At 59.0% G+C, this 24,279-nt stretch carries 21 protein-coding genes; 13 read left to right on the plus strand and 8 right to left on the minus strand.

Features of this window, described 5'->3' with window-relative positions; all coding sequences use genetic code 11:
• Nucleotides 1-16: 16 nt before the first annotated feature.
• The 3 genes from araH to ABVR31_RS10395 all read right to left on the minus strand — a co-directional run bounded on the left by araH (nucleotide 17) and on the right by ABVR31_RS10395 (nucleotide 3,699).
• Nucleotides 17-1,003: an L-arabinose ABC transporter permease AraH gene (gene araH, locus ABVR31_RS10385; RefSeq protein ID WP_021506177.1), complete on the minus strand. Its 987-nt coding sequence runs from the start codon at nucleotides 1,001-1,003 to the stop codon at nucleotides 17-19.
• A gap of 17 nt (nucleotides 1,004-1,020) precedes the next feature.
• Complete coding sequence (gene araG / locus ABVR31_RS10390) at nucleotides 1,021-2,541, minus strand: L-arabinose ABC transporter ATP-binding protein AraG (RefSeq protein ID WP_141495492.1); 1,521 nt, start codon at nucleotides 2,539-2,541, stop codon at nucleotides 1,021-1,023.
• A 174-nt stretch (nucleotides 2,542-2,715) separates the two neighbouring features.
• Nucleotides 2,716-3,699 (minus strand): arabinose ABC transporter substrate-binding protein, encoded by a 984-nt coding sequence (locus ABVR31_RS10395; protein WP_372772669.1) that lies wholly within the window; start codon nucleotides 3,697-3,699, stop codon nucleotides 2,716-2,718.
• Between the two features lie 366 nt (nucleotides 3,700-4,065).
• Between ABVR31_RS10395 and ABVR31_RS10400 the strand changes: the two genes are divergently transcribed.
• The gene (locus ABVR31_RS10400; protein WP_372772671.1) at nucleotides 4,066-5,751 is read left to right on the plus strand and encodes a ribulokinase; all 1,686 of its coding nucleotides are present in this window, start codon (nucleotides 4,066-4,068) and stop codon (nucleotides 5,749-5,751) included.
• An 11-nt stretch (nucleotides 5,752-5,762) separates the two neighbouring features.
• Nucleotides 5,763-7,253 carry an L-arabinose isomerase gene (araA, locus tag ABVR31_RS10405; RefSeq protein ID WP_372772673.1) on the plus strand — a complete coding sequence of 497 codons (1,491 nt, stop codon included), beginning with the start codon at nucleotides 5,763-5,765 and terminating at the stop codon, nucleotides 7,251-7,253.
• A 497-nt stretch (nucleotides 7,254-7,750) separates the two neighbouring features.
• Here araA and yjfF read toward each other — a convergent pair whose 3' ends face one another.
• The 4 genes from yjfF to ytfQ are packed head-to-tail and all read right to left on the minus strand — an operon-like array spanning nucleotide 7,751 to nucleotide 12,274.
• Nucleotides 7,751-8,737, minus strand: a complete 987-nt coding sequence (gene yjfF / locus ABVR31_RS10410) for a galactofuranose ABC transporter, permease protein YjfF (RefSeq protein WP_021506182.1) — start codon at nucleotides 8,735-8,737, stop codon at nucleotides 7,751-7,753.
• Nucleotides 8,734-9,750 (minus strand): galactofuranose ABC transporter, ATP-binding protein YtfT, encoded by a 1,017-nt coding sequence (ytfT, locus tag ABVR31_RS10415; protein ID WP_058758461.1) that lies wholly within the window; start codon nucleotides 9,748-9,750, stop codon nucleotides 8,734-8,736. The genes yjfF and ytfT overlap by 4 nt, the downstream gene beginning before the upstream one ends.
• Nucleotides 9,743-11,263, minus strand: coding sequence for a sugar ABC transporter ATP-binding protein (locus ABVR31_RS10420; protein ID WP_021506184.1), 1,521 nt, complete (start codon nucleotides 11,261-11,263; stop codon nucleotides 9,743-9,745). The genes ytfT and ABVR31_RS10420 overlap by 8 nt, the downstream gene beginning before the upstream one ends.
• Before the next feature lie 54 nt (nucleotides 11,264-11,317).
• Nucleotides 11,318-12,274, minus strand: a complete 957-nt coding sequence (gene ytfQ, locus ABVR31_RS10425; protein ID WP_021506185.1) for a galactofuranose ABC transporter, galactofuranose-binding protein YtfQ — start codon at nucleotides 12,272-12,274, stop codon at nucleotides 11,318-11,320.
• A 674-nt stretch (nucleotides 12,275-12,948) separates the two neighbouring features.
• On the opposite strand from ytfQ, the gene ydgT reads away from it, so the two are divergent.
• The 9 genes from ydgT to nth all read left to right on the plus strand — a co-directional run bounded on the left by ydgT (nucleotide 12,949) and on the right by nth (nucleotide 20,310).
• Complete coding sequence (gene ydgT, locus ABVR31_RS10430; protein ID WP_010618950.1) at nucleotides 12,949-13,164, plus strand: transcription modulator YdgT; 216 nt, start codon at nucleotides 12,949-12,951, stop codon at nucleotides 13,162-13,164.
• A 109-nt stretch (nucleotides 13,165-13,273) separates the two neighbouring features.
• Nucleotides 13,274-13,717, plus strand: a complete 444-nt coding sequence (locus ABVR31_RS10435; RefSeq protein ID WP_058758460.1) for a DUF2569 domain-containing protein — start codon at nucleotides 13,274-13,276, stop codon at nucleotides 13,715-13,717.
• A 123-nt stretch (nucleotides 13,718-13,840) separates the two neighbouring features.
• A complete protein-coding gene (gene rsxA, locus ABVR31_RS10440) occupies nucleotides 13,841-14,422 on the plus strand; it encodes an electron transport complex subunit RsxA (protein WP_010618951.1) in 582 nt (193 codons plus the stop codon).
• A gap of 1 nt (nucleotide 14,423) precedes the next feature.
• A complete protein-coding gene (gene rsxB / locus ABVR31_RS10445) occupies nucleotides 14,424-15,002 on the plus strand; it encodes an electron transport complex subunit RsxB (protein ID WP_021506189.1) in 579 nt (192 codons plus the stop codon).
• The gene (gene rsxC, locus ABVR31_RS10450) at nucleotides 14,995-17,289 is read left to right on the plus strand and encodes an electron transport complex subunit RsxC (protein WP_372772677.1); all 2,295 of its coding nucleotides are present in this window, start codon (nucleotides 14,995-14,997) and stop codon (nucleotides 17,287-17,289) included. The genes rsxB and rsxC overlap by 8 nt, the downstream gene beginning before the upstream one ends.
• Nucleotides 17,290-18,348: an electron transport complex subunit RsxD gene (rsxD, locus tag ABVR31_RS10455; RefSeq protein WP_372772679.1), complete on the plus strand. Its 1,059-nt coding sequence runs from the start codon at nucleotides 17,290-17,292 to the stop codon at nucleotides 18,346-18,348.
• 2 nt (nucleotides 18,349-18,350) lie between these two features.
• A complete protein-coding gene (rsxG, locus tag ABVR31_RS10460) occupies nucleotides 18,351-18,983 on the plus strand; it encodes an electron transport complex subunit RsxG (protein WP_372774019.1) in 633 nt (210 codons plus the stop codon).
• The gene (locus tag ABVR31_RS10465; RefSeq protein WP_058757701.1) at nucleotides 18,980-19,681 is read left to right on the plus strand and encodes an electron transport complex subunit E; all 702 of its coding nucleotides are present in this window, start codon (nucleotides 18,980-18,982) and stop codon (nucleotides 19,679-19,681) included. Before rsxG ends, ABVR31_RS10465 begins: the two co-directional genes overlap by 4 nt.
• On the plus strand, nucleotides 19,678-20,310 hold the full coding sequence (gene nth / locus ABVR31_RS10470; protein WP_021506194.1) for an endonuclease III: 633 nt from the start codon (nucleotides 19,678-19,680) through the stop codon (nucleotides 20,308-20,310). The genes ABVR31_RS10465 and nth overlap by 4 nt, the downstream gene beginning before the upstream one ends.
• Nucleotides 20,311-20,355: 45 nt before the next feature.
• On the opposite strand, the gene ABVR31_RS10475 is transcribed toward nth, so the two are convergent.
• Nucleotides 20,356-21,042 (minus strand): CTP synthase, encoded by a 687-nt coding sequence (locus ABVR31_RS10475; protein WP_127834031.1) that lies wholly within the window; start codon nucleotides 21,040-21,042, stop codon nucleotides 20,356-20,358.
• Between the two features lie 664 nt (nucleotides 21,043-21,706).
• Between ABVR31_RS10475 and dtpA the strand changes: the two genes are divergently transcribed.
• Both dtpA and ABVR31_RS10485 read left to right on the plus strand, forming a co-directional pair.
• Complete coding sequence (gene dtpA / locus ABVR31_RS10480; RefSeq protein ID WP_058757699.1) at nucleotides 21,707-23,212, plus strand: dipeptide/tripeptide permease DtpA; 1,506 nt, start codon at nucleotides 21,707-21,709, stop codon at nucleotides 23,210-23,212.
• Between the two features lie 122 nt (nucleotides 23,213-23,334).
• On the plus strand, nucleotides 23,335-24,243 hold the full coding sequence (locus ABVR31_RS10485; protein WP_372772682.1) for a LysR family transcriptional regulator: 909 nt from the start codon (nucleotides 23,335-23,337) through the stop codon (nucleotides 24,241-24,243).
• Nucleotides 24,244-24,279: the final 36 nt, after the last annotated feature.

The raw sequence follows: 24,279 nt of genomic DNA on the forward strand, positions 1-24,279 counted from the left end.
GGCTGCGCCCGCGGGATCAGGCGGTTCTGCTTTTTTGTTTGTAACGGTCAAAGATCACCGCCGCTAACAGTATCAAACCGCGCACCACATACTGTGAGAATGGCGAGATATTCAATAAATTCATCGCATTCTCGACGGTACCCAGAATCAACACCCCGGCGACCACGTAGGAAATCTTGCCGATACCGCCCTTCAGCGACACGCCGCCCAGCACGCAGGCGGAGATAACGATCAGCTCATAGCCGAGCGAGGTCATCGGCTGACCGCTGGTCATGCGCGAAGCCAGGATAATGCCGGCGGCTGCTGATACCAGCCCGGAAAGGATAAAGATGATGATGCGCGTGCGCACCACCGGCACCCCGGCCAGCCGCGCCGCTTCCTCGTTGCCACCAATCGCCAGCGTGTTGCGGCCAAAGGTGGTTTTGTTCAGCAGGAAACCGAACACGATCATGGTGGCGATGGTCAGCCAGATCGGTGCCGGCACGCCCAGCCAGTTGGCGTAGCCGAGGGTGAAAAAGCGCTCATCCTCAATCCCCACCGCTTTACCGTCGGAGAAGATATAGGCCAGGCCGCGCACAATCTGCATGGTCGCCAGCGTGGTGATCAGCGCGTTAATTTTGAGACGCGCAATCACGAAGCCGTTAACGAAGCCGGTGGCCATACCGAGCAGCAGGCCGGCGGCGACGCCGATCCACAGGCTTTCGGTCATGTTGATCACCACGGCGGTGACGACGCCAGCGCAGGCAATCACCGACGCCACCGACAGGTCGAAATCGCCGGAGGCGAGGCAGAACAGCATGCCGCACGCCACCATGCCGGACATCGACATCGCCAGGCCCAGCCCTTTCATGTTGATAAAGGTGCCAAAATTAGGCACGAAGATGGCGCAGACGATAAACAGCAGCGCAAACACCACCAGCATGCCGAAGTTGTCCCAGATGCGCCCGAGCTGCAGGCCACTGCGCTGCACCGGTGGCGTATTGGACGTGGTAGATGAAGCCATTTTTACTCTCCTTTACCTCAGGCCACGGCGGCCGCTTGAGTGGTTTTCGGCATGGCCAGGCTCAGCGTCAGCTGCTCCGTGGCGGCGTCGTGGGGCAGTTCACCGGCAATCTCACCTTCGCGCATCACTACGATGCGGTCGGCCAGTCCCATCACTTCGGGCAGATCGCTGGAGGCAAACAGCACCGCGATCCCTTTGTTCGCCAGCTGATAAATCAGGTTATAGATTTCATGTTTGGCGCCGACATCAATGCCGCGCGTCGGTTCGTCGAGCAGGATCACGTTCATCTCCTCCGACAGCCAGCGGCCCAGAATTGCCTTCTGCTGGTTGCCACCGGACAGATTCATGATCAGCTGATGCGCGCCCGGCGTTTTGATGTTCAGCGAGCGAATGTGGTGGTCCGCGTTTTTCGCTTCCCAGCCCGGCTTGATCAGACAGCCGGCATTCAGGTTGTGGCGGCGCGCGCTGATATTGATGTTCTCGCGCACCGAGTGCACCGGGATGATGCCTTCGGCTTTGCGATCTTCCGGGCACAGCATGATGCCGGCGCGGATGGCATCAATCGGTTCGCGGATGTTGAGCTGCTTACCGTCCAGCGTGACCGTGCCCGCGCGCAGGCGGGTGGCACCAAACAGCCCTTTCATCAGTTCGCTGCGGCCGGCACCGACCAGTCCAAACAGACCGACAATTTCTCCGGCGCGCACCGTCAGCGATATCGGCATCCGCACGCCTTTCGCTTCCACCTTGTCCAGCTGCAGACGCACGGGGCCCAGCTCACGTGGCGCGTAGCCATAGATATCTCCGAGGTTGCGTCCGACCATCGCCTCCACCAGATCGTCATGGTGGGTATTGGCCATATCCGTGAAGGTGCGCACGTAGCGCCCATCCTTAAACACCGTAATGGCATCGCTCAGCGCGAAAATTTCTTCCATGCGATGCGACACATACAGCACCACCCGGCCCTGCTCGCGCAGCTGGCGAATCACGCGGAACAGATGCTCAATTTCGCGCGCCGACAGCGAACTGGTCGGCTCATCAAAGGCGATGATGCGCGCGTTGCGCGCCAGCGCTTTGGCGATTTCGACCATCTGCCACTGACCGAGCGACAGGTATTTCAGCGGCATGTCGGGATCGATATCCATGCCAAGATTTTTCAGCTGCAGACCGGCTTCGTAGCGCAGCAGCTTGCGGTTAACCAGCCCGCGCTTGTGCGGCAGCTGGCCAAGATAGATGTTCTCCGCCACGCTCATTTCCGGTACCAGATGCAGCTCCTGGTAAATGATCGCTACACCGGCATCCAGCGCATCAACGGTATTGCTGAAGCTTTTCGCTGTGCCTTTGATGCGGATTTCGCCGCCGCTGGGTTGATAGCTGCCGCTAAGGATTTTCAACAGCGTGGATTTGCCCGCGCCGTTTTCTCCCATCAGCGCGTGCACTTCCCCGGCGCGGCACTGAAAAGAGATATCCTGCAGCGCTTTCACGCCAGGGAAGGTTTTGCTGATGCCATGAAATGACAGAAATGCTGGATCCGTGTTCATGGGAACTCCTGAGCCTCTATGTTTCGCACCGTAGCAGCGTTGGCTGCGCACATTTACCCCGGTCACTGACCTCAGTAAGCTCCCGGGGACAAACGTGCCTGCCGCCTTGCTACAGCACGAACTATGCCGGCTGCCTGTTAATTAACATCACATTGAGGACGGCTTAAAACCGACTTACATCAGCCCTTTCTTCGCCAGCTCGGTTTTGAAATTGTCGCGGGTGATCAGCACCACGTCGGTCACTTCGGTGAATTTCGCTGGCTCCTGCCCTTTGGTCACCCAGTTGTAGAGCATTTCGCTGCTCTTATAGCCGTGCACGTCCGGGCTCGGCAGCAGGGAACCGTAGAAGCCGGTTGGCGCGCCTTTTGACAGCTCGCTTACCGCATCCACGCCGTTGATGCCGATGCCGATCACGTCCGGTGCCTTGAAGCCCTGGCCTTCGGTGGCGCGCACGCCGCCCAGCACGGTGTTGTCGTTCATGCCGACAATCAGCCAGTGCTTCACTTCCGGATGCTGCACCAGCAGCGAGTTACCGGCGTCAAACGCGCCCGGGATATCGTTGGATTTGGTCGGCACCTGATAAATCTGTTTCTCCGGGAAGCCGGCGGCTTTCAGCGCGGCCATCGAGCCACCGGTGCGGCGGCGTGCGGTATCCAGTTCGTTAGCAGTAATCGCCATCACGGCGGTTTGCTTCACATCCCAGCCGCGTTTCTGCATCTCTTTGTACAGCTCCTGGCCCTGACGCTCGCCGATTTTGGTCGCAGCCATCATCACCAGCGGTACGGTATCCATTGGCTTGCCTTTGGCGGTGACAAACTGATCGTCCACGGCAATCACTTTCAGGTCATAGCTGCGTGCTTTGGCGACGATAGCCGAGCCCAGCTTGGGATCCGGGGTACAGATGACAAAGCCTTTGGCGCCGCTCGCCGCCAGGCTATCGATAGCGTTCAGGGTTTTTTCACCGTCCGGCACGGCAATTTTGATCACTTCAAAGCCGAGATCTTTGCCAGCCTTATCGGCGAATTTCCACTCGGTCTGGAACCAGGGTTCCTCCGGCTGTTTGACGAGGAAACCGAGCTTGATGGTCTCGGCGATAGCGGATTGTGACATAAGCGCGGCGAGGCCTGCGGCCGCCAGTGCTTTAGTGAATTTATGCATGATGCTCTCCGGCACAATGGTGTTTTATCGCTGTTATCAACGAATCGGTGTAAACGCTACCAATCAGATTTCACGTTCGGGTACAGCGCAAAATCAGCGCGTTAGCTCAAAGTTTGTACAAAGGCTGTGCAAACGCTGGGCTAGTTGTAACGGGAAAAGCGCGGAAAAATGTAGAGCGGTATCACATCCCAAAACGATGACTAAATCCTCCATATATTCAGCAAAATTAACCGGACATTAACTTTTGCTGTCGATCACACAACCCCGCCGATGACAGAAAAGTGCATATTCTCAGCCGCTGATGACTAACCGCCGCCCGCGCCCCATTCCAGGATAGAGCGAGACAACTCACACAGGAGAATCCCGATGAGCGCGGGTGCCATAACAATTGGGCTGGATTTCGGCAGTGACTCGGTACGGGCGCTGGCCGTGGAGTGCCACAGCGGTAAAGAGCTGGAAAAGGCGGTGGTCAACTATCCGCGCTGGGCAAAGGGTGACTTCTGCGATGCCCACGCCAACCGCTTTCGTCATCATCCTCAGGATTATATTGATGCGCTGGAGCAGGCCATGGTCAGCGTGGTGCAGGCGTTAAGTCCGGCGCAGCGCGCCGCGGTGGTGGGTATTGGCGTCGATTCTACCGGCTCGACGCCGGCCCCCATCGATCGCGACGGCAACGTCCTCGCGCTGCGTCCGGAATTCGCCAGCAATCCCAACGCCATGTTTGTGCTGTGGAAAGATCACACCGCGATAGAAGAAGCCGAAGAGATTAACCGCCTGTGCCGCAGCGGCCAGTTCACCGACTATACCCGCTACATCGGCGGCGTTTACTCCTCCGAATGGTTCTGGGCCAAAATTTTGCACGTGTCGCGTGCCGATGCCGCGGTGCGAGAGGCGGCGGTTTCGTGGGTGGAACTGTGCGACTGGGTGCCCGCGCTGCTGAGCGGTACCACCGCACCGGCCGATCTGCGGCGCGGACGCTGCGCCGCCGGGCACAAATCATTGTGGCATCCGGAGTGGCAGGGTTTACCGCCGGCGGCGTTCTTTCGCGCGCTCGACCCCATGCTGGTGGAACAGCTCGATTCGCCGCTGTTCAGCGATACCTTTACCGCCGATGTGCCGGTCGGCACGCTGTCGGGCGAATGGGCGCAGCGTCTTGGCCTGTCAGAACAGGTGGTGCTGTCCGGTGGCGCCTTTGACTGCCACATGGGCGCGGTTGGCGCGGGCGCACAGCCGTACACGCTGGTGAAAGTGATCGGCACCTCGACCTGCGACATCCTGATCGCCGACAGCGAACAGGTTGGCGATCGCGCGATCAAAGGCATCTGCGGTCAGGTCGACGGCAGCGTGATGCCGGGCGCCATCGGCTGTGAAGCCGGACAATCGGCGTTCGGCGACATCTATGCCTGGTTCAGTCGCCTGCTCGGCTGGCCCTTACAGCAGGCGGCGCAGCGCCATCCTGAATTACAGCCGCAGCTGGCCGCGCTGCAGCAGGATCTGATCCGCCAGCTGACCGACGCCTGGGCGGCAAATCCGCAACTCGATCACCTGCCGGTGGTGCTGGACTGGTTTAACGGTCGCCGCACGCCGGACGCCAACCAGCGCCTGAAAGGCGTGATTACCGACCTCAACCTCGGCACCGATGCGCCGGCGCTGTTCGGCGGCCTGATTGCCGCCACCGCCTTTGGCGCGCGCGCCATCATGGAGTGCTTCGAGCAGCAGCAGATTCCGGTGCAGAACATCCTGACGCTCGGCGGCATTGCGCGCAAATCCCCTGCCATCATGCAGGCCTGCTGCGATGTGATGAACCGGCCGCTGGACATTGTCGCTTCCGATGAGTGCTGCGCGCTGGGCGCGGCGATTTTTGCCGCCGTTGCCGCCGGCGTTTACCCCGATGTGCCGGCGGCGCAGCAGGTGATGGCCAGTCCGATTGCCGTCACCCTGCAGCCGGACAGCGCGCGCGTGGCGACTTATCAGCAGCTTTATCAACGTTATCAACACTGGTGCCAGGTGGCTGAACCGCAGTACGCCGCGCGCGCCGCATCCGCTAAGTAAAGGAGCGATGAATGGAACAGAAAGTCTGGTTTGTGATTGGTACACAGCATCTCTACGGAGCGGAAACCCTGCGCCAGGTTGAGCAGCATGCGCGCCAGGTGATGAACGGCCTCAACCAGGCCGGTACGCTGCCGGTGCCGCTTGAGCTGAAGCCGCTGGTGAAATCACCGGATGAAGCGCTTGCGCTGTGCCGCGAGGCCAATCACGACAGTCAGTGCGTCGGTATCATTACCTGGCTGCACACCTTTTCGCCGGCAAAAATGTGGATTGGCGGACTGAGTATTTTGCATAAACCGCTGCTGCAGTTTCATACCCAGTTCAATGCGGAAATTCCGTGGGACAGCATGGACATGGACTTCATGAACCTGAACCAGACCGCGCACGGCGGCCGTGAGTTCGGCTTCATTGGCGCGCGCATGGGTCTGCAGCACAGCGTAGTGACCGGTCACTGGCAGGATAAAACCAGCCAGCAGCGTATTGCGCGCTGGATCAATGCCGCCCTGGCGAAGCAGGCCAGCCAGCAGCTGAAAGTGGCGCGCTTCGGTGACAATATGCGCGAAGTGGCGGTCACCGAAGGCGATAAAGTGGCAGCGCAGATTCAGTTTGGCTATGCGGTTAACGGCTGGGGCGTCGGCGATCTGGTTGAGGTGGTGAACAGCGTCAGCGACGGTGATGTCAACGCGCTGGTCGACGAATACGAGAGCCAGTATCTGTTCAGCGCAGCGGCGTCTGTAAACGGCGACAAGCGGCAGAATGTGCTGGATGCCGCACGCATTGAGCTGGGCCTTAAGCGCTTCCTCGATAGCGAAGGCTGTAAAGCCTTTACCACCAATTTCCAGACGCTGCACGGTATGACCCAGCTGCCCGGTCTGGCGGTTCAGCGCCTGATGGCTCAGGGCTACGGTTTCGCCGGTGAAGGCGACTGGAAAACCGCCGCGCTGCTGCACATCCTGAAAGTACAGGCCGGCACGCGCGCCGGCGGCACCTCGTTTATGGAGGATTACACCTACCACTTCGCGCCGGGCAACGAGCTGGTACTGGGCTCGCACATGCTGGAAGTGTGCCCGTCGATCGCCAAAGAAGAGAAGCCGCTGATTGATGTGCAGTTCCTCGGCATTGGTGGCAAAGCCGATCCGGCGCGTCTGATTTTCTCGACGCCGGCGGGTCGCGCGGTGAACGCCAGCGTCATCGACATGGGCGACCGCTTCCGTCTGCTGGTCAACGTGGTCGATACCATTGAACAGCCGCAGGCGCTGCCGAAGCTGCCGGTGGCACGCGCGCTGTGGCGCGCACAGCCGTCGCTGGCCACCGCTTCTGAAGCGTGGATCCTGGCGGGCGGCGCACACCATACGGTGTTCAGCCAGGCGCTGGATGTTGAGGATATGTACCTGTACGGCGAACTGCACGGCATCGAAGTACTGGTGATTGATGACGAGACGCGCCTGCCGGCCTTCAAAGATGCGCTGCGCTGGAACGACGCGTACTACCGCCTGCAACGTTAATTGCCTGAGATGTTGAAGTAAGCCGCGAGTGTATCGCGGCTTTTTTTGGGCTTAAAACGTGCGGTCCAGTCAACAAAGGCAGGCGTTATGTAAAGCCGGCGTGAATACCTCCCTGTCGCCTCGACCGCCGCATCCCTGCGGCGTACGCTTTACTCCACTGCCCGCTTTTATTTCCTTCATATCCGTGTGCTGCGAGTGGTCAGATTTAAACGCCGCGCAGCGCATTAATTACAGCGATGAACAACTTAACTGTCCCATCAAGACCAGCCCGAATAGCAAAGCGTCCGCGCCAGGGATGGCGCGGCCGATCGGCATGGATGCGGGGTTTCTTTGCGATCGGGCTGGCCTTAATGGGGCCGGGCACCCAATTAACAGCAAACCCACCAAACTTTCACGACTCTTAGCGCTAAAACAGCAACCTCACCAAACATTCACGAATCTGAGCATAAAAAAAGGTGCGCCAGTTTGCGCACCTCTTAACACACATGCGATCACGCCTAAGACGTCAAACGCTTAACCGGCGCGTTCTGCTGGCGGTCCCACATCACCGTCAGCAGACGCTGCAGCGCAATGAAGGCAAACAGCAGAATACCGATGGCGATTTTGGTCCACCACGAACTCAGCGTGCCGTCGAAGTTAATCCATGTCTGAATCAACCCCTGAATCAGCACCCCGAACAGCGTGCCCAGCACCGTACCGACGCCCCCCGACAGCAGCGTACCGCCAATCACCACTGAAGCAATGGCATCCAGCTCGACGCCCAGCCCGGCCAGCGCGTAGCCGGCCGAGGTGTAAATGGAAAATACGATGCCTGCCAGCGTCGCCAGCGTGGTCGACAGCATATAAATCTTAATCGTGGTGGCGCGCGTCGACACGCCCATCAGCTGAGCCGACGTCAGATTGCCGCCAATGGCGTACACCTGATTACCGAAGCGCGTACGGTGCGCCAGCAGAATGCCCCCCGCCACCACCACCAGCATAATCACCGCCAGCAGGCTGAGACGTCCGCCGCCGGGAATTTTCCACGCCAGGCTCGACAGCGTGGTATACAGCGGATGATCGATAGGAATCGAGTTCTCCGACACCAGATAGCTGCAGCCGCGCAGGAAAAACATCCCGGCGAGCGTAATGATAAAGGCCGGGATTTTTAATGCATCAATCAGCCAGCCCATCATGGCACCAAACAGCGCGCCTGCCGCCAGAATCAATGCAAAGGCCAGCAGCGGATCGACATGGTAGTCGCCGATGATGCGCGCCAGGAACACGCCGGTGAAGGCGATCACCGCGCCAACGGACAGATCGATGCCGCCGGACAAAATCACAAACGTCATGCCGACGGCGATGATGCCGAGAAACGCATTATCCGTGAGGATGTTGCAAATCACCCGCGTTGAGGCAAAGCCGGGGAACTGGCTGAGGCAGAACAGGTAGCCTGCGACAAACACCAGCAGGGTAATCATTAACGGTAAATGACGCTTGATCATGGTTTACGTCTCCCCTTCAGCATGGCGATAAAGCGCGGCGACTGCAGCAGCAGTACGCACATCACCACTACCGCTTTCACCACCTGGTTCAGCTCCGGCGGAAAACCTGACAGCAGGATGCCGGTATTCATTGACTGGATAATCAGCGCACCAACCAGCGACAGCACCAGGTTAAAACGCCCGCCCATCAGCGAGGCGCCACCAATCACCACCGCCAGAATGGCGTCCAGCTCCAGCCACAACCCGGCATTGTTGGCATCGGCACCGCGAATATCAGCGGCGACAATCAGCCCGGCTACCGCCGCACACACGCCGCTGATGGCGTAGGTGGACATCACCACCAGCCAGCCGGTCACCCCGGCATTGCGCGCCGCGCGCAGGTTGATGCCTACTGCTTCGATGAACAGGCCAAGCGCGGTTTTGCGCGTCAGCAGCCATACCGCTACCGCCACCAGCAGGGTAATCCACACCGGTACCGGCAGTAGCCACAGCGAACCGCTGCCAAACCACGCGAGGCTGTCACTGTTGAAGGTGACGATCTGTCCCTGGGTGATCAGCTGCGCGATGCCGCGCCCGGCCACCATCAGAATCAGCGTGGCGACAAACGGCTGAATCTTCAGCAGCGCTACCAGCACGCCGTTCCACAGGCCGCACAGTAGCCCGGTCCCGAGCGTAGCCAGAATAATAAAACTCAGGCTGTGCCCCGCCACCGTCAGCGTCGCCGCCGTCGCGCCGGCAATCGCCATTACCGCGCCCACCGACAAATCGATCCCGCCGGTGGCGATCACCAGCGTCATACCAATCGCCAGCAGCGCCACCGGCGCGGCGCGGTTGAGAATGTCAATCGGGCTGCCGAATAACCGCCCGTCCTGAATGTGAATAGCAAAAAAGTTATTCGCCACCAGGCTGTCGATCAGCAGCACCAGAATCAGCGCGACGATCTGCGGCATGCCCGGCGGCAGCTTCGGCTTCCGCCGTTCCGGTTTTTCGTGTGTCATAGGCGATTCAAGCATGTTGTGCTCCTCCGTCCGCGATGGCGTTGACGATCGACGCCACCGACAGCTGCTCCAGCGGAATTTCGGCGACCTGCTTCAGATCGCGCATGATCAGCACGCGATCGGCATAGCCCACCAGCTCTTCCAGTTCAGAGGAGATGACCAGCAGCGCCAGTCCGTCGGCGCACAGGGATTCTATCAGCCGAATGATCTCGGCGTGGGCGCCTACGTCGATACCGCGCGTCGGCTCATCCAGAATCAGAAACTGTGGTTTAGTCACCAGCCAGCGTGACAGCAGCACCTTCTGCTGGTTGCCACCCGACAGCAGCTCCACCGGCTGGTCGGCGTGCGGCGTACGAATACCCAGGCTCTTGATAAAACGCTCGGCTATCGCCTGCTGCTCACGACGTTTGATCGGCCGCAGCCAGCCACGCTGCGCCTGCAGCGCCAGAATGATGTTTTCCCGCACCGAGGCCGCGCCGATGATGCCGTCAGTTTTACGATCTTCCGGGCAGAAGCCCATGCCGAGACGCGAGGCTTTGGCCGGCGTGCGGATATGCTGCACTTTGCCTTTGATGGTGGCGGTACCGCGATCGGCGCGGCGGATGCCAAACAGCACCTCGGCGGTCTCGGTGCGCCCGGAGCCGAGCAGTCCGGCCAGCCCCACCACTTCACCCGGCCGTACCTGCAGGCTAAACGGTTCAATGGTGCCTTTCTTGCCGTAATCCTCAAATGACACCACCGGCTGATTGCTGCGTAACGTACTGCCCTGGCGCTGCAGTGCGGTTTCCAGCAGCTCTCGCCCCAGCATCAGCTTAATTAGCTCAATCTGCGGCAGCGAGGCGGTGTCCCGCGTGGCGATAAACTGGCCGTTGCGCAGTACGGTAATCCGGTCGGTAATGCGGTACACCTGGTCGAGAAAGTGGGTGACGAAAATCAGGCTCATGCCTTTGGCTTTCAGCTGCGCCATCAGGGTAAACAGCATCTCCACTTCACTGGCATCGAGGCTGGCAGTCGGTTCATCCAGAATCAGTACCTGCGCGGAGAGATCGACTGCGCGGCAGATCGCAATGATCTGCTGCATCGCCACCGAGTAGTGGCCGAGCGGACGCGTCACATCCAGCGCAAAACCGTAGTTGCGCATCAGCGCATCGGCGTCGCGCACCATGCGCTTGCGATCGATCATGCCGAAGCGGCGCGGCTCGCGGCCAATGTAGAGGTTATCCGCCACCGACATATTCGGCAGCAGATTCACTTCCTGATAAACGGTACCAATGCCCATCTGCTGCGCATCGGCGGTACTGTGCGGCGCAATTACCGCGCCGTTGAGGGTAATGGTGCCGGCATCCCGCGTGTAGACGCCGGTCAGCACTTTAATCAGGGTCGATTTCCCCGCGCCGTTCTCACCCAGCAGCGCCATAATTTCGCCCTTGCGGATGCTGAACGACACGTTATCCAGCGCTTTGACGCCGGGAAAGCCTTTGCTGATGCCGTTGAGGCTCAGCAGGGGTGTTTCATCGTAGCTGCTCATCAGATTCTGCCTCGCTTACGTCATACAAACCGCCCCGAAGGGCGGTTGCGGGGATCAGTAACCCATGCCTTTTTTCTTATCCAGCTCCGCCTGAGCGTCAGCCGGTAAGAACAGTTTTGATTCGGTTTTGATGATTTTCGGCGGCAGCGTGCCGTCTTTTTTGAATTTCTCCAGCGCATCAAACGCCGGGCCGGCCATGTCCGGCGTCAGCTCAACGTTGGCATTAGCCTCACCGGCCAGCATCGCTTTATAGATATCCGGCACGCCATCAATCGAACCGGTGAGAATATCTTTGCCCGGTTTCAGGCCGGCTTCTTTAATTGCCTGGATGGCGCCGATCGCCATGTCATCGTTATGCGCATACACCATGCAGATGTTTTTGCCGTTGTTCTCGGCTTTGATGAAGCTCTCCATCACCTCTTTACCCTTACTGCGGGTAAAGTCACCGGACTGCGAGCGAATCACTTTGATGTTGTTGTGGCCGGCGATGGCTTCGGCAAAGCCTTTCTTACGGTCGATCGCTACGCTGGCACCAACGGTACCCTGCAGTTCCACCACGTTACACTGCTTGTCACCGACGGTTTTCACCAGCCAGTCACCAATCAGTTTGCCTTCCAGCACGTTGTCGGCCGTCACCACCGCCATGTACAGCGATTTATCTTTCACCACGATGGCGCGGTCCAGCAGGAACACCGGAATTTTGGCGTCTTTGGCCTCTTCCAGCACCGGTTCCCAGCCAGTCTGTACCACTGGCGCGATAAAGATGGCATCAACGCCCTGAGCGATGAACGAGCGCACCGCTTTGATCTGGTTCTCCTGCTTCTGCTGACCATCGGCAATTTTCAGGGTGATACCGCGCTTTTGCGCTTCACTTTTTGCCACGTTGGTTTCGGCCGAACGCCAGCCGGATTCAGAACCGACCTGCGAGAAGCCCACCGTCATGTCGGCAGCCAGAACCGATGTGCTGAGTGCGGCGCTGACCATGGTGGTCAAGAGTAAACGTTTCCACATAATTTTCATTCCTCTGAAGGGAGTGTGCTGTAGGGGTACAAACGCGCTTCAAGCCTGGCGCAATTGCGCTAAAACAAGCGCGACACACCTCACAAAACAGAATGAATTAAAGGGGTTACGCGTATCAGCGTGTCAGACAGCTGACTCAGCTTATGGACAAAACGCCTGAACTTTATGTCAGCGGAGGTTAAATAACTGTAATAAACAGAAGCGGTTATGACCGCAGGCACTGGAAACGATTACAACGGACACGTAAAGAATGGTTATTCATGCGGGCGGCAGGCAATGTTCTGTTTTGTGATAATTCGCACACTTGCGATTTGACGTTTCATCACAGCTGCACCCTTGTGCGTCACCCGTTACCGATAAATCGCTTTTTCGCGCCTGCTGCGTTTCAAAATAAGCGCAACAAAAGTGCGAAAAATAGCGTCTGGAATACCGTTTAAGGCAGCTGTTAAATTTTCTCACCAGCCCCCGGTTAACGGGGCCAAAAACGCGCCTGACGCGCAGGAAAATGCGCGTTAAAAAAGATAAAAGCGTAAAAAAGTCCCTTTTGATGAGCGAATTAGCGCACGTTGTCTGAATTTTGAATTTTTTTAACCGCGGTGTCTGGACTCTGGCCGCGTGCTCCCTATACTTGAGCACTTCCCCGTTCTCTATCTTTTATGGCAATCATGACTGCGCTCGATTACCTGCTGAAATTTCGTAAAGTGAATAATCTTGAGAGTCTGGAAAAACTCTACGATCACCTCAATTATTCGCTCACTGATGATAACGAGATCATTAATATGTACCGCGCCGCCGATCACCGCCGTGCTGAACTCGCCTCAGGTGGCCGTCTGTATGACCTCGGCTGTGTGCCGAAATCCGTCTGGCGCTACGTGGTGTAAAGCGCGCTTATCTCTGTTTCTGCCCCTGGTGCGCTGTCCGAATCGGGCGTGACCCGTTTGGACATGGTACGCTCTGCCTCGTCTTTTTTCTTACATCAGGATGAACAACATGTCCGAATCGGTAAACCCGCCGCGTATTGCCGGCTGGCTGCTGCTGCCGCTTGCCTGGCTGATTATGACGATGCTGACCAGCGCGCTGGTGGTGGCGCTCTATCTGCGGCCGCTGTTTGACACGGAACTGCGCACCACGCTGTTTTCTCACGCCAGTATTTTAATGACGCAGTGGCTGGTGTCCTTACTCACCGCCGCCGCGGTGTGGCTGTACAGCATCTGGGTGTGCTGGATCTTTTGTCAGCGTTCGCGCCGTCTGCCACGTCACTACATTCTCTGGCTGCTGATGACCGTATTGCTGGCGCTGAAAACCTTCGCTTTTACGCCGGTGGCCGATGGGAAAGCGATCCAGACACTGCTGCTGGCCCTGCTCTCGGCGGCAGTCTTTGTGCCCTACTTCAAACGCTCACAGCGGGTAAAACAGACCTTTATTCAGCCCTGATGACGCTCTTTTCGTCAGGAATTTAATCCTAAGTGCTCTCAGCCAGCGCACGAATCGCGCAAAGGTTGAGATGCACCTCTCAATTCCGGATAATAAACGCCTTTCGGCTTCCCAGGTTAAAAAATGACCGATTACTTACTGCTCTTTATTGGCACAGTGCTGGTGAACAACTTCGTGTTGGTCAAATTCCTCGGCCTTTGCCCTTTTATGGGCGTGTCAAAAAAACTGGAAACGGCCATTGGCATGGGACTTGCCACCACTTTCGTCATTACGCTGGCGTCGATTTGCGCCTGGCTGGTGAATCACCTGATTCTGCTGCCGCTCGATCTGGTGTACCTGCGTACCATGGCCTATATCCTGGTGATTGCGGTAGTGGTGCAGTTCACCGAAATGGTGGTGCGTAAAACCAGCCCGTCGCTGTATCGCCTGCTCGGTATCTTTTTGCCGCTGATCACCACCAACTGCGCAGTGCTGGGCGTGCCGCTGCTGAGCGTCAACCTCAACCACACGTTCCTGCAGGCGGCGCTGTACGGCTTCAGTGCGTCACTCGGCTTTTCGCTGGTGATGGTGCTTTTCGCTGGCATGCGTGAACGTCTGGTGCTGGCCAACGTGCCGGCACCGTTCAAAGGAAACTCCATTGCCCTGATCACCGCTGGCCTGATGGCGCTGGCGTTCATGGGCTTTACCGGTCTGGTGAAATTCTGATATGACCGCGATTTGGATTGCTATTGCTGTTCTGGCGGCGCTGGCACTGGTGTTTGGTGCCCTGCTGGGCTACGCCTCGCGCCGCTTTGAAGTAGAAGAAGACCCGATTGTTGAGCAGATCGATGCCATTCTGCCGCAGAGCCAGTGCGGCCAGTGTGGCTATCCCGGCTGCCGTCCGTACGCCGATGCGGTGGGCAATAACGGTGAAGCCATTAATAAATGTGCGCCGGGCGGCGAACAGACCATGCTGAAGCTGGCCGAACTGCTCAACGTTGAACCGCAGCCGCTGGACGGCGGCGCGGAGGTGCTGACGCCGGTTCGCACCGTGGCGTGGATTGACGAAGCCAACTGCATTGGCTGCACCAAATGTATTCAGGCCTGCCCGGTTGACGCCATCGTCGGTGCGACGCGCGCCATGCACACCGTGCTGAGCGATGTCTGCACCGGCTGCGACCTGTGCGTCGCGCCCTGTCCCACCGACTGTATTGAGATGCGCCCGGTTGCCACCACCACGGCCAACTGGAAGTGGGATCTCGACACCATACCTGTACGGGTGATCCCGGTAGAACATCATGCTTAATCTGTTATCGCTGCTGCGCAAAGAGAAGCTGTGGGATTTCGAAGGCGGCATTCACCCGCCGGAAATGAAAACCCAGTCCAGCGGCACGCCGCTCAGCCAGCTCCCGCTGCCTGAACAGTTCATTATTCCGTTGAAACAGCATATCGGCCACGAAGGCGAAATCTGTGTGGCGCCGGGCGATAAGGTACTGCGCGGCCAGCCGCTGACCTTTGGCAGCGGCCGGATGCTGCCGGTGCACGCGCCCACTTCCGGCACCATTGAAGCCATCGCGCCACACATGACGGCGCACCCTTCCGGCCTGTCCGAGCTGTGCGTTTTCCTGCGCGCCGATGGCGAAGACCGCTGGATGCCGCTCGATCCGCAGCCGGACTATCGCGCGCTGGGTCGGCACGCGGTAGTGAAACGCATCCACGAAGCCGGTATTGCAGGCCTCGGCGGCGCGGGCTTCCCGACCGCCACCAAACTGCGCGGCGGACTGCGCGGCGTCAACACGCTGATCATCAACGCCGCCGAGTGCGAACCTTACATCACGGCGGACGATCGCCTGATGCAGGATTGTGCGGCGGAAGTGCTGGAGGGCTGCCGCATCCTCGCCTGGGTGCTGCAGGCGGAGCGCGTGCTGATTGGCATTGAAGACAATAAGCCGGAGGCGATTGCCGCGCTGAAACAGGCGCTGGCCGGTGACCGCGAGCTGCAGCTGCGGGTGATCCCAACCAAGTACCCTTCCGGCGGCGCCAAACAGCTGACCAAAATTCTCACCGGGCGGGAAGTGCCGCACGGCGGACGCTCCACCGACATTGGCGTGCTGATGCAGAACGTCGGCACCGCCTGGGCGGTGAAGCGCGCCATTGTCGATGGCGAACCGATTACGGAACGCGTGGTGACGCTGACCGGCGAGGCCATTGCCCGGCCACGTAATGTCTGGGGCCGTCTCGGTACCCCGGTAAGCCATCTGTTGCAACAGGTTGGTTTCACGCCGGGTGCGCGCCAGATGGTGATCATGGGCGGGCCGCTGATGGGCTTTACCCTGCCGTCCCTCAACGTGCCGGTGGTGAAGATCACCAACTGTATTCTGGCACCGTCGGCCAGCGAGATGGGGCAACCGCTGGAAGAACAGTCCTGCATCCGTTGCAGCGCCTGCGCTGACGCCTGCCCGGCAAAACTGCTGCCGCAGCAGCTGTACTGGTACAGCCAGGGTGGCGATCATGACAAAGCGCGCGCCCATCACATTGATGACTGCATTGAGTGCGGTGCCTGTGCGTATGTCTGTCCCAGCAATATTCCGCTGGTGCAGTATTACCGTCAGGAAAAAGCCGAACTGCGCGCCATCGATCTGGAGGCCAAACGCACCGCCGAAGCCAAAGCACGCTTTGAAGCGCGTCAGGCACGCCTTGAGCGGGAAAAACTGGCGCGGGAAGCGCGCCACGAGCAGGCCAAACAGCGGGTTGCGCGCAGCGATAAAGCCGAGCTGGAAGCGGCAACCGGGCGCGTAAAAGCGCGTCAGGCGAAGACGCCGGAACAGGAAGCCGCCGAACGCGAAGCGCGCCATGCGCAGGCGCTGGCGCAGCAGGCCGAGAAGCAGGCTGAAACCGAACCGCTAAGCCGCCAGGCCATTGACCCGCGCAAGGCCGCCGTGGAAGCCGCCATTGCGCGTGCTAAAGCGAAAAAAGTGGCCGCGCCGGCGCAGCCAGCCGCTGACACCACGACCGCAGAAAGCGATCCGCGCAAAGCGGCAGTTGAAGCCGCTATTGCGCGTGCCAAAGCGAAGAAAGCGGCGGCGCAGACGCCGGCCGACGCTGAGCCGGCAGCAACAGCGCCAGCGGTAGACATCGATCCGCGCAAAGCCGCAGTCGAAGCCGCTATCGCCCGTGCCAAAGCGAAGAAAGCTGCGGCCGCGCAGACGCCGGCCGACGCTGAGCCAGCAGCGGAAACGCCAGCGGCTGAGGTCGATCCACGCAAAGCGGCGGTTGAAGCGGCGATAGCCCGTGCCAAAGCGAAGAAAGCGGCGGCGGCACAGGTGCCGACGGACGCTGAGCCGGCAGCGGAAACGCCAGCGGCTGAGGTCGATCCGCGCAAAGCGGCGGTAGAAGCGGCAATTGCCCGAGCCAAAGCGAAGAAAGCCGCGGCAGCAGCGCAGCAGACTGCCGACGCACCCGCCGCATCCCCTGAAGTGGAGGCTGCTGCCTCTCCTGACTCCGCCGACCCACGCAAAGCGGCGATTGCCGCAGCGGTCGCCCGTGCCAAAGCGCGTAAAGCGCAGCAGCAGCCTTCGACGACTGAGGACTAAATGGCTTTTCGTATTGCAAGTTCGCCTTATACCCATAACCGCCGCAGCACTGGCAACATCATGCTGCTGGTGGTGCTGGCCGCGCTGCCCGGCATGGCGGCACAGTGGTATTTCTTTGGCATCGGCTTCCTGATTCAGGTGCTGCTGGCGGTCGCTACCGCATGGATCACCGAAGGCGCGATTCTGCGCCTGCGTCACGCGCCGGTAGTGCCCACGCTGGCGGATAACTCTGCCCTGCTGACGGCGCTGCTGCTGGGCATCAGCCTGCCGCCGCTGGCGCCGTGGTGGCTGGTGGTGCTCGGTACCGTATTTGCCGTGGTTATTGCCAAGCAACTGTACGGCGGCCTCGGCCAGAACCCGTTCAATCCGGCCATGGTCGGTTATGTGGTACTGCTGATCTCCTTCCCGGTGCAGATGACCAGCTGGCTGCCGCCGGATGTCCTGCAGGCCATTAAACCTGGCCTGATGGACTCACTCAGTATGATTTTTACCGGCCACACGCTGGCCGGTGACACCATGCAGCAGTTGCAGTTGGGTGTGGATGGCGTGAGCCAGGCCACGCCGCTGGATACCTTTAAAACCGGCCTGCGCGCCGGGCACAGCGCCGAACAGCTGCTGGCCCAGCCGATTTACGGCGGCGTACTGGCCGGCCTCGGCTGGCAGTGGGTCAATCTCGGCTATCTGCTCGGCGGCATGCTGCTGCTGGCGAAGAGCGCCATTCGCTGGCATATCCCGTTCAGCTTCCTGCTGTCGCTGGCGATGTGCGCCACGCTCGGCTGGCTGTTCGCGCCGCAGTCGCTGAACTCGCCGCTGGTGCATCTGTTCTCCGGGGCGACCATGCTCGGTGCGTTCTTTATTGCCACCGATCCGGTCACCGCGTCCACCACCAACCGTGGCCGGCTGATTTACGGTGCGCTGATTGGCCTGCTGGTGTGGCTGATTCGCAGCTTCGGTGGCTATCCGGATGGCGTCGCCTTCGCGGTGCTGCTCGCCAACATCTGCGTGCCGCTGATTGACTACTACACGCAGCCGCGCGTGTATGGACATCGCAGGGATTGATGATGATCGAAACCATTCGTAAAAACGCGTTCACGCTGGGCATGTTTGCCGTGATCACCACCGGCGTGACGGCGGTGGTCAACTATGTCACCAAACCGACGGTCGATCACCAGACCGCGCTGCAGCAGAAAAACCTGCTCGACCAGGTGGTGCCCACCGATTTGTACGACAACAATATTCAGCAGGAGTGTCTGCTGGTGACCGATGCCCGCGCGCTCGGCAACGAAAAACCGCATCATCTGTATGTGGCGCGCAAAGGGGATCACCCGGTGGCCGCCGCACTTGAGACCACCGCCCCTGACGGCTATTCTGGCGCGATACAGATGCTGGTCGGCGCCGATTTCCACGGCAAAGTGCTGGGCGTACGCGTGATTGAACATCATGAGACGCCGGGTCTGGGTGATAAAATCGAGCTGCGAATTTCCGACTGGATTAACAGTTTTAACGGCAAAGTGGTGCACGGTGCCGACGATAAAGCCTTTGCCGTGAAAAAAGACGGTGGCGAATTTGACCAGTTTACCGGCGCGACCATCACGCCGCGCGCGGTGGTCAACGCCACCAAACGCACGGCGCTGCTGATTGAAACGCTGCCAGCGAAGCTCGCTTCGCTGCCTGAATGTGGAGATGCACCATGAGTGAAGCGAAAAATTTACTGATTGGCGGACTGTGGAAGAATAACTCGGCGCTGGTGCAGCTGCTGGGGCTCTGTCCGCTGCTGGCGGTGACCTCAACCGCCACTAACGCACTGGGCCTCGGACTGGCAACCACGCTGGTACTGACCATCACCAACAGTGCGATTTCCGCTTCGCGCCGCTGGGTGCCGGGTGAGATTCGTATTCCGATCTACGTGATGATCATCGCCTCGGTGGTGAGCTGCGTGCAGATGCTGATCAACGCCTATGCCTATGGCCTGTATCAGTCGCTGGGCATCTTTATCCCGCTGATCGTCACCAACTGCATTGTGGTGGGACGCGCGGAAGCGGTGGCATCGAAAAGCAGCATTCCCCTTTCCGCGCTGGATGGCTTTGCCATCGGTATGGGCGCAACCTGCGCGATGGTGACGCTGGGTTCGATTCGTGAACTGATTGGTAACGGCACGCTGTTCAACGGCGCTGATCAGCTGCTGGGGCCATGGGCTAAAGCGCTGCGTATTGAAGTGGTGCATTTTGATTCACCGATGCTGCTGGCGATGCTGCCGCCGGGTGCGTTTATCGGCCTCGGTATGCTGCTGGCCGGCAAATACCTGATCGATCAGAAAATGAAGCAGCGCGCCGCACGTCAGCTGGACGCTGCTGCTGCCGCGCCGCAGGGCGAAACCGGGAAGGCTGTGTGAATAAGGATAAACGCCTGCAGATCCTCACGCGGCTGCGTGACGCCAATCCTCATCCGACCACAGAACTGAATTTCAGCTCACCGTTTGAGCTGCTGATCGCTGTGCTGTTGTCGGCACAGGCAACCGATGTCAGCGTCAACAAAGCCACCGCCCGACTCTATCCGGTGGCCAATACGCCAGCGGCAATGCTGGCGCTCGGCGTGGAAGGCGTTAAAGAGTACATCAAGACCATTGGCCTGTTTAACAGCAAAGCAGAAAACGTCATCAAAACCTGCCGCATCCTGCTGGAGCAGCACGGCGGTGTGGTGCCGGAAGACCGCGCGGCACTGGAAGCCCTGCCCGGCGTCGGGCGTAAAACCGCCAACGTGGTGCTCAATACCGCCTTTGGCTGGCCCACCATTGCCGTGGATACCCACATTTTCCGCGTCAGCAATCGCACCCGCTTTGCGCCGGGTAAAAACGTTGAGGAAGTAGAACAGAAGCTGCTCAAGGTGGTGCCTGCCGACTTTAAGGTTGACTGCCATCACTGGCTGATTCTGCACGGTCGCTACACCTGCGTGGCGCGTAAACCGCGCTGCGGCTCCTGCCTGATTGAAGATTTGTGTGAGTTCACGGAAAAGACCGACTGATCGGTAACGGCGCGACGCTGCGCGCCGTAGATCGCTTATTAACCGTTATTGCGCCGCCTGCAGCCACGCCACGACCAGCGGTGACAGCCGGTTTTGTAACGCGGCGCGTTCAGACTGGAACAGCGTGGCGACAAAGAACGGATGATCGGTCAGCTCTACCCCGCGCACATCCCCCTCCAGATCCCATGAGGTAATACGCAGATTGCGCGTGGCCAGCGCCTCGCTGAACTCAGCGTTAACGCCAAAGTTGCAGTGATAGCCTTCGTTACTCTGCAGCGCGCCGTAGGCCTGAGCAATACGCGAACCCGGCTCAAACGTGACCTCACCGCGCTGCTCGACCAGCGAGCAGGCCAGTGGCGCAATCACCCAACGCGCGTCAGGGTCGGTCTCGGCATGACCAGCATCTTCCCAGCCCAGCACGTTGCGCGCGTACTCCACCACCGCATACTGAAAGCCGGCGCACGAGCCTAAAAAGGGTTTACCGCTTTCGCGCGCCCAGCGAATGACGTCGAACACGCCGGCATCATTCAGGAAGGGACTGCCAGGCACTACCCAAACGGCATCATAGTCGTGCAGACGCGGCAGATCGATTTCCGGCGTCGCGATCCAGTCGGCGGTTACGTTAAGTGAGAGAGAGGTTGCGGCAAGCTGAACAGCGGGAGGAATAGCCTGGTGCGCAACGGCACTGGCACGGTAATCGCCCACGAGAGCGACACGAACGGACTGCTTCATGATGAGTTCCTTGCAGGGAAAAAACGAGGTTACAGCAATTTCTTCAGGCTGTCTAAGGGCTGGTGATCGGCAATCCCTCCTCCCCCTGCCTGGCGCAACTGGTCACTGCCGCCGGGGGCGTTGCAGAGCTTATACAATGAAAGCCGCGATTAAGTGGTGAAATTGTCGGCAAACGGGAGAGCAGCAATCGTTTTCTTTTTTTACATTTCTAATTAATTGATAATTTTGTGCGCAGGATCAACAAATTAGCCTGCGGCGAACCGTCAGCTACTTATTGTGCTCAACAATCAGACAATTGCGCTTACTTCTTCGGCAAAAATCAGGGGAATCATCCATCTGAACAGGCTGGATAATATTATGTCCTGCCCGGAGCAGGAAAAGCAGTTTATCTCAGGAAAATCCATCAACCGATCTGCAACAAGAACAATTATCCTGCTATAATGTCACGTAGTGATATTTAACACTGATTTACAAGTTATTATCCTGGTTATAACCCTGCCTGTAACAAGTATTTCAGCGTGCAGAAAATGCTTGCCCTGTTGGCCTGATTCAGCCAAATTAGGCGCCGTTTTTCCTTTCTAATAACAATGTTGCGCGGGATTACCCAGCCCGACGCAGACTTAATTCCTGTTGTAAAACAGGCGATGTATAAACTGAGGTATACGTGTCAACTGCAAACAAACACACTGATGAGGCGGTAAGCCTTAACGCCTTCCGTCAGCCGAAAGCGTTCTATTTGATCTTCTCCATCGAACTGTGGGAGCGTTTTGGCTACTACGGTCTGCAAGCCATCATGGCGGTCTATCTGGTGAAACAGCTGGGGATGTCCGAAGCGGACTCCATCACCCTGTTCACTTCGTTCAGCGCACTGGTTTACGGCCTGGTTGCCATTGGCGGCTGGCTGGGCGACAAAGTGCTCGGCACCAAACGCGTGATTATTCTCGGCGTCATTGTGCTGGCGCTGGGCTATGCGATGATCGCCTTCTCCGGTCATGACACCACCATGGTGTATGTCGGCATGGCGACCATCGCCGTGGGTAGCGGGTTGTTCAAGGCTAACCCTTCTTCACTGCTGTCGACCTGCTACGAGAAAGACGATCCGCGCATCGACGGTGCTTTCACCATGTTCTACATGTCGATCAACATCGGTTCGCTGTTCTCCATGATGCTGACTCCGTGGCTGGCGGCCAAATATGGCTGGGGCGCGGCGTTTTCGCTGTCGGTGGTGGGCCTGGTGATCACCCTGCTGAACTTCCTGTTCTGCCAGCGCCTGGTGAAGAATTACGGCTCCAAACCAGACTTTGCGCCGCTGCAGGTCGGTAAGCTGCTGATGACCCTTGTCGGCGTGGTTGCGCTGATCGCGCTGGCCACCTGGCTGCTGCATCATCAGAGCATTGCCCGCATGACGCTGGGCGTGATCGCGATCGGTATCGTGCTGGTGTTTGCCAAAGAAGCCTTTGCGCTGCACGGTGCGGCACGCCGCAAAATGATCGTTGCATTCCTGCTGATGGTCGAAGCTATTGTGTTCTTCGTGCTGTACATGCAGATGCCAACCTCGCTGAACTTCTTCGCCATCCGTAACGTCGAGCACGCGATTCTCGGTATCACCTTTGAGCCGGAACAGTTCCAGGCGCTCAATCCATTCTGGATCATGGTGGCCAGCCCGATTCTGGCGGCAGTCTATAACAAGCTTGGCGATAAATTGCCGATGCCGCACAAGTTTGCCATTGGCATGGTGCTGTGCTCTGCAGCGTTCCTGGTGCTGCCGTTTGGCGCGAAATTCGCGAACCAGGCAGGTATCGTTTCGGTGAACTGGCTGATTCTGAGCTACGCGCTGCAGAGTATCGGTGAGCTGATGATCTCCGGTCTCGGACTGGCGATGGTGGCGCAGCTGGTGCCGCAACGTCTGATGGGCTTCATTATGGGCTCCTGGTTCCTCACCACCGCTGGCGCCGCGATGATTGCCGGTAAGGTAGCGAACCTGATGGCGGTGCCGGAAAACGTCACCGATCCTCACGCCTCACTGGCCGTGTATAGCCAGGTGTTCCAGCAGATTGGTATCGCCACTGGCGTAATCGCCCTGCTGATGCTGATTACCGCCCCGCTGCTCAACCGCATGACGCAGGATGATGCGCAGGCAGAACTGAAGCGCGCCAGCGCTAACCAGTAATCGTTTCTGAGCCGGGCTAAGCCCGGCTTTTTTTATCCCCCTTCACAACCCCCGCTTTCCGCTGTAGTTTAAGCAACACGCTTTTTATGCTCGCCTTGCACGGCTGAGATCGGGAATGGCTCATGGACAGATTTGACGAGCTGCAGGTGTTTGTTGCGGTGATTCAGCAGGGCAGCCTGGCTGGCGCGGCGCGCGTATTGCAGCGTTCGCCGCCGGTCATTACCCGCACGCTGAATGCGCTGGAAGCACGTTTCGGCACCACCCTGATTGAACGCACCACGCGCCAGCTGGCGCCCACCGAGAGCGGCTGGCAGCTGTTTGAGCAGGCGCAGCGCTTGCTTAACGATTACCAGAGCGCGCTCGACAGCGCCCACCACAGCGGACTGCAAGGCCTGCTGCGCATCACCGCCCCGGTGATGTGTGGCCGTCGCCACGTGATGCCGCTGGTTAATGCCTTTCTGCAACAGCATCCGGAAATGCAAATCGAACTGATCCTTAGCGACAGCTATCAGGACCTGATTGAAAACGGGCTGGATATTGCGGTGCGCATTGGCGAGTTGCAGGATTCGTCGATGGTGGCGCGCAACGTCGGCAGCGTACGCTCGATGCTGGTCGCCAGCCCGGACTACCTTCGCCAGGCCGGAATCCCGGCCCATCCGGCTGAGCTCAGCATGCATGCGCTGGTGGCAGGCGTACGCCATACCCGTGAGTGGCGCTTCGCGCACGACCTGCGTGTGCGCATCACCCCACGCCTGCGCGTCAATGATATCGCCAGCCAGCTGGATGCATTGTGCAGTGGCCAGGGCATTGGCCGTCTGTTGTCTTATCAGGTGATAGATGAACTGCAGGCTGGCACGCTGATCCGCCTGCTGAGCGAGTGGGAGCCGGCACCGCTGCCGGTGCATCTGGTGGCGCAGCGGGTGAAAAACATGGCGCCCAAGGTACGCTGTTTCTGGGATTTCGCGCTCACGGCACTGCCGCCGCGACTGCAGGCGGCCGCTGAATTTCCCGCGCCCGCCCGCAATTCCTGATCGCTGTCACTGGTAAAAATTTCTGGCAGTTTTATG

This window comes from Pantoea sp. WEP (genome assembly GCF_041678305.1).
In the GTDB taxonomy this organism is placed as follows: domain Bacteria; phylum Pseudomonadota; class Gammaproteobacteria; order Enterobacterales; family Enterobacteriaceae; genus Pantoea; species Pantoea dispersa.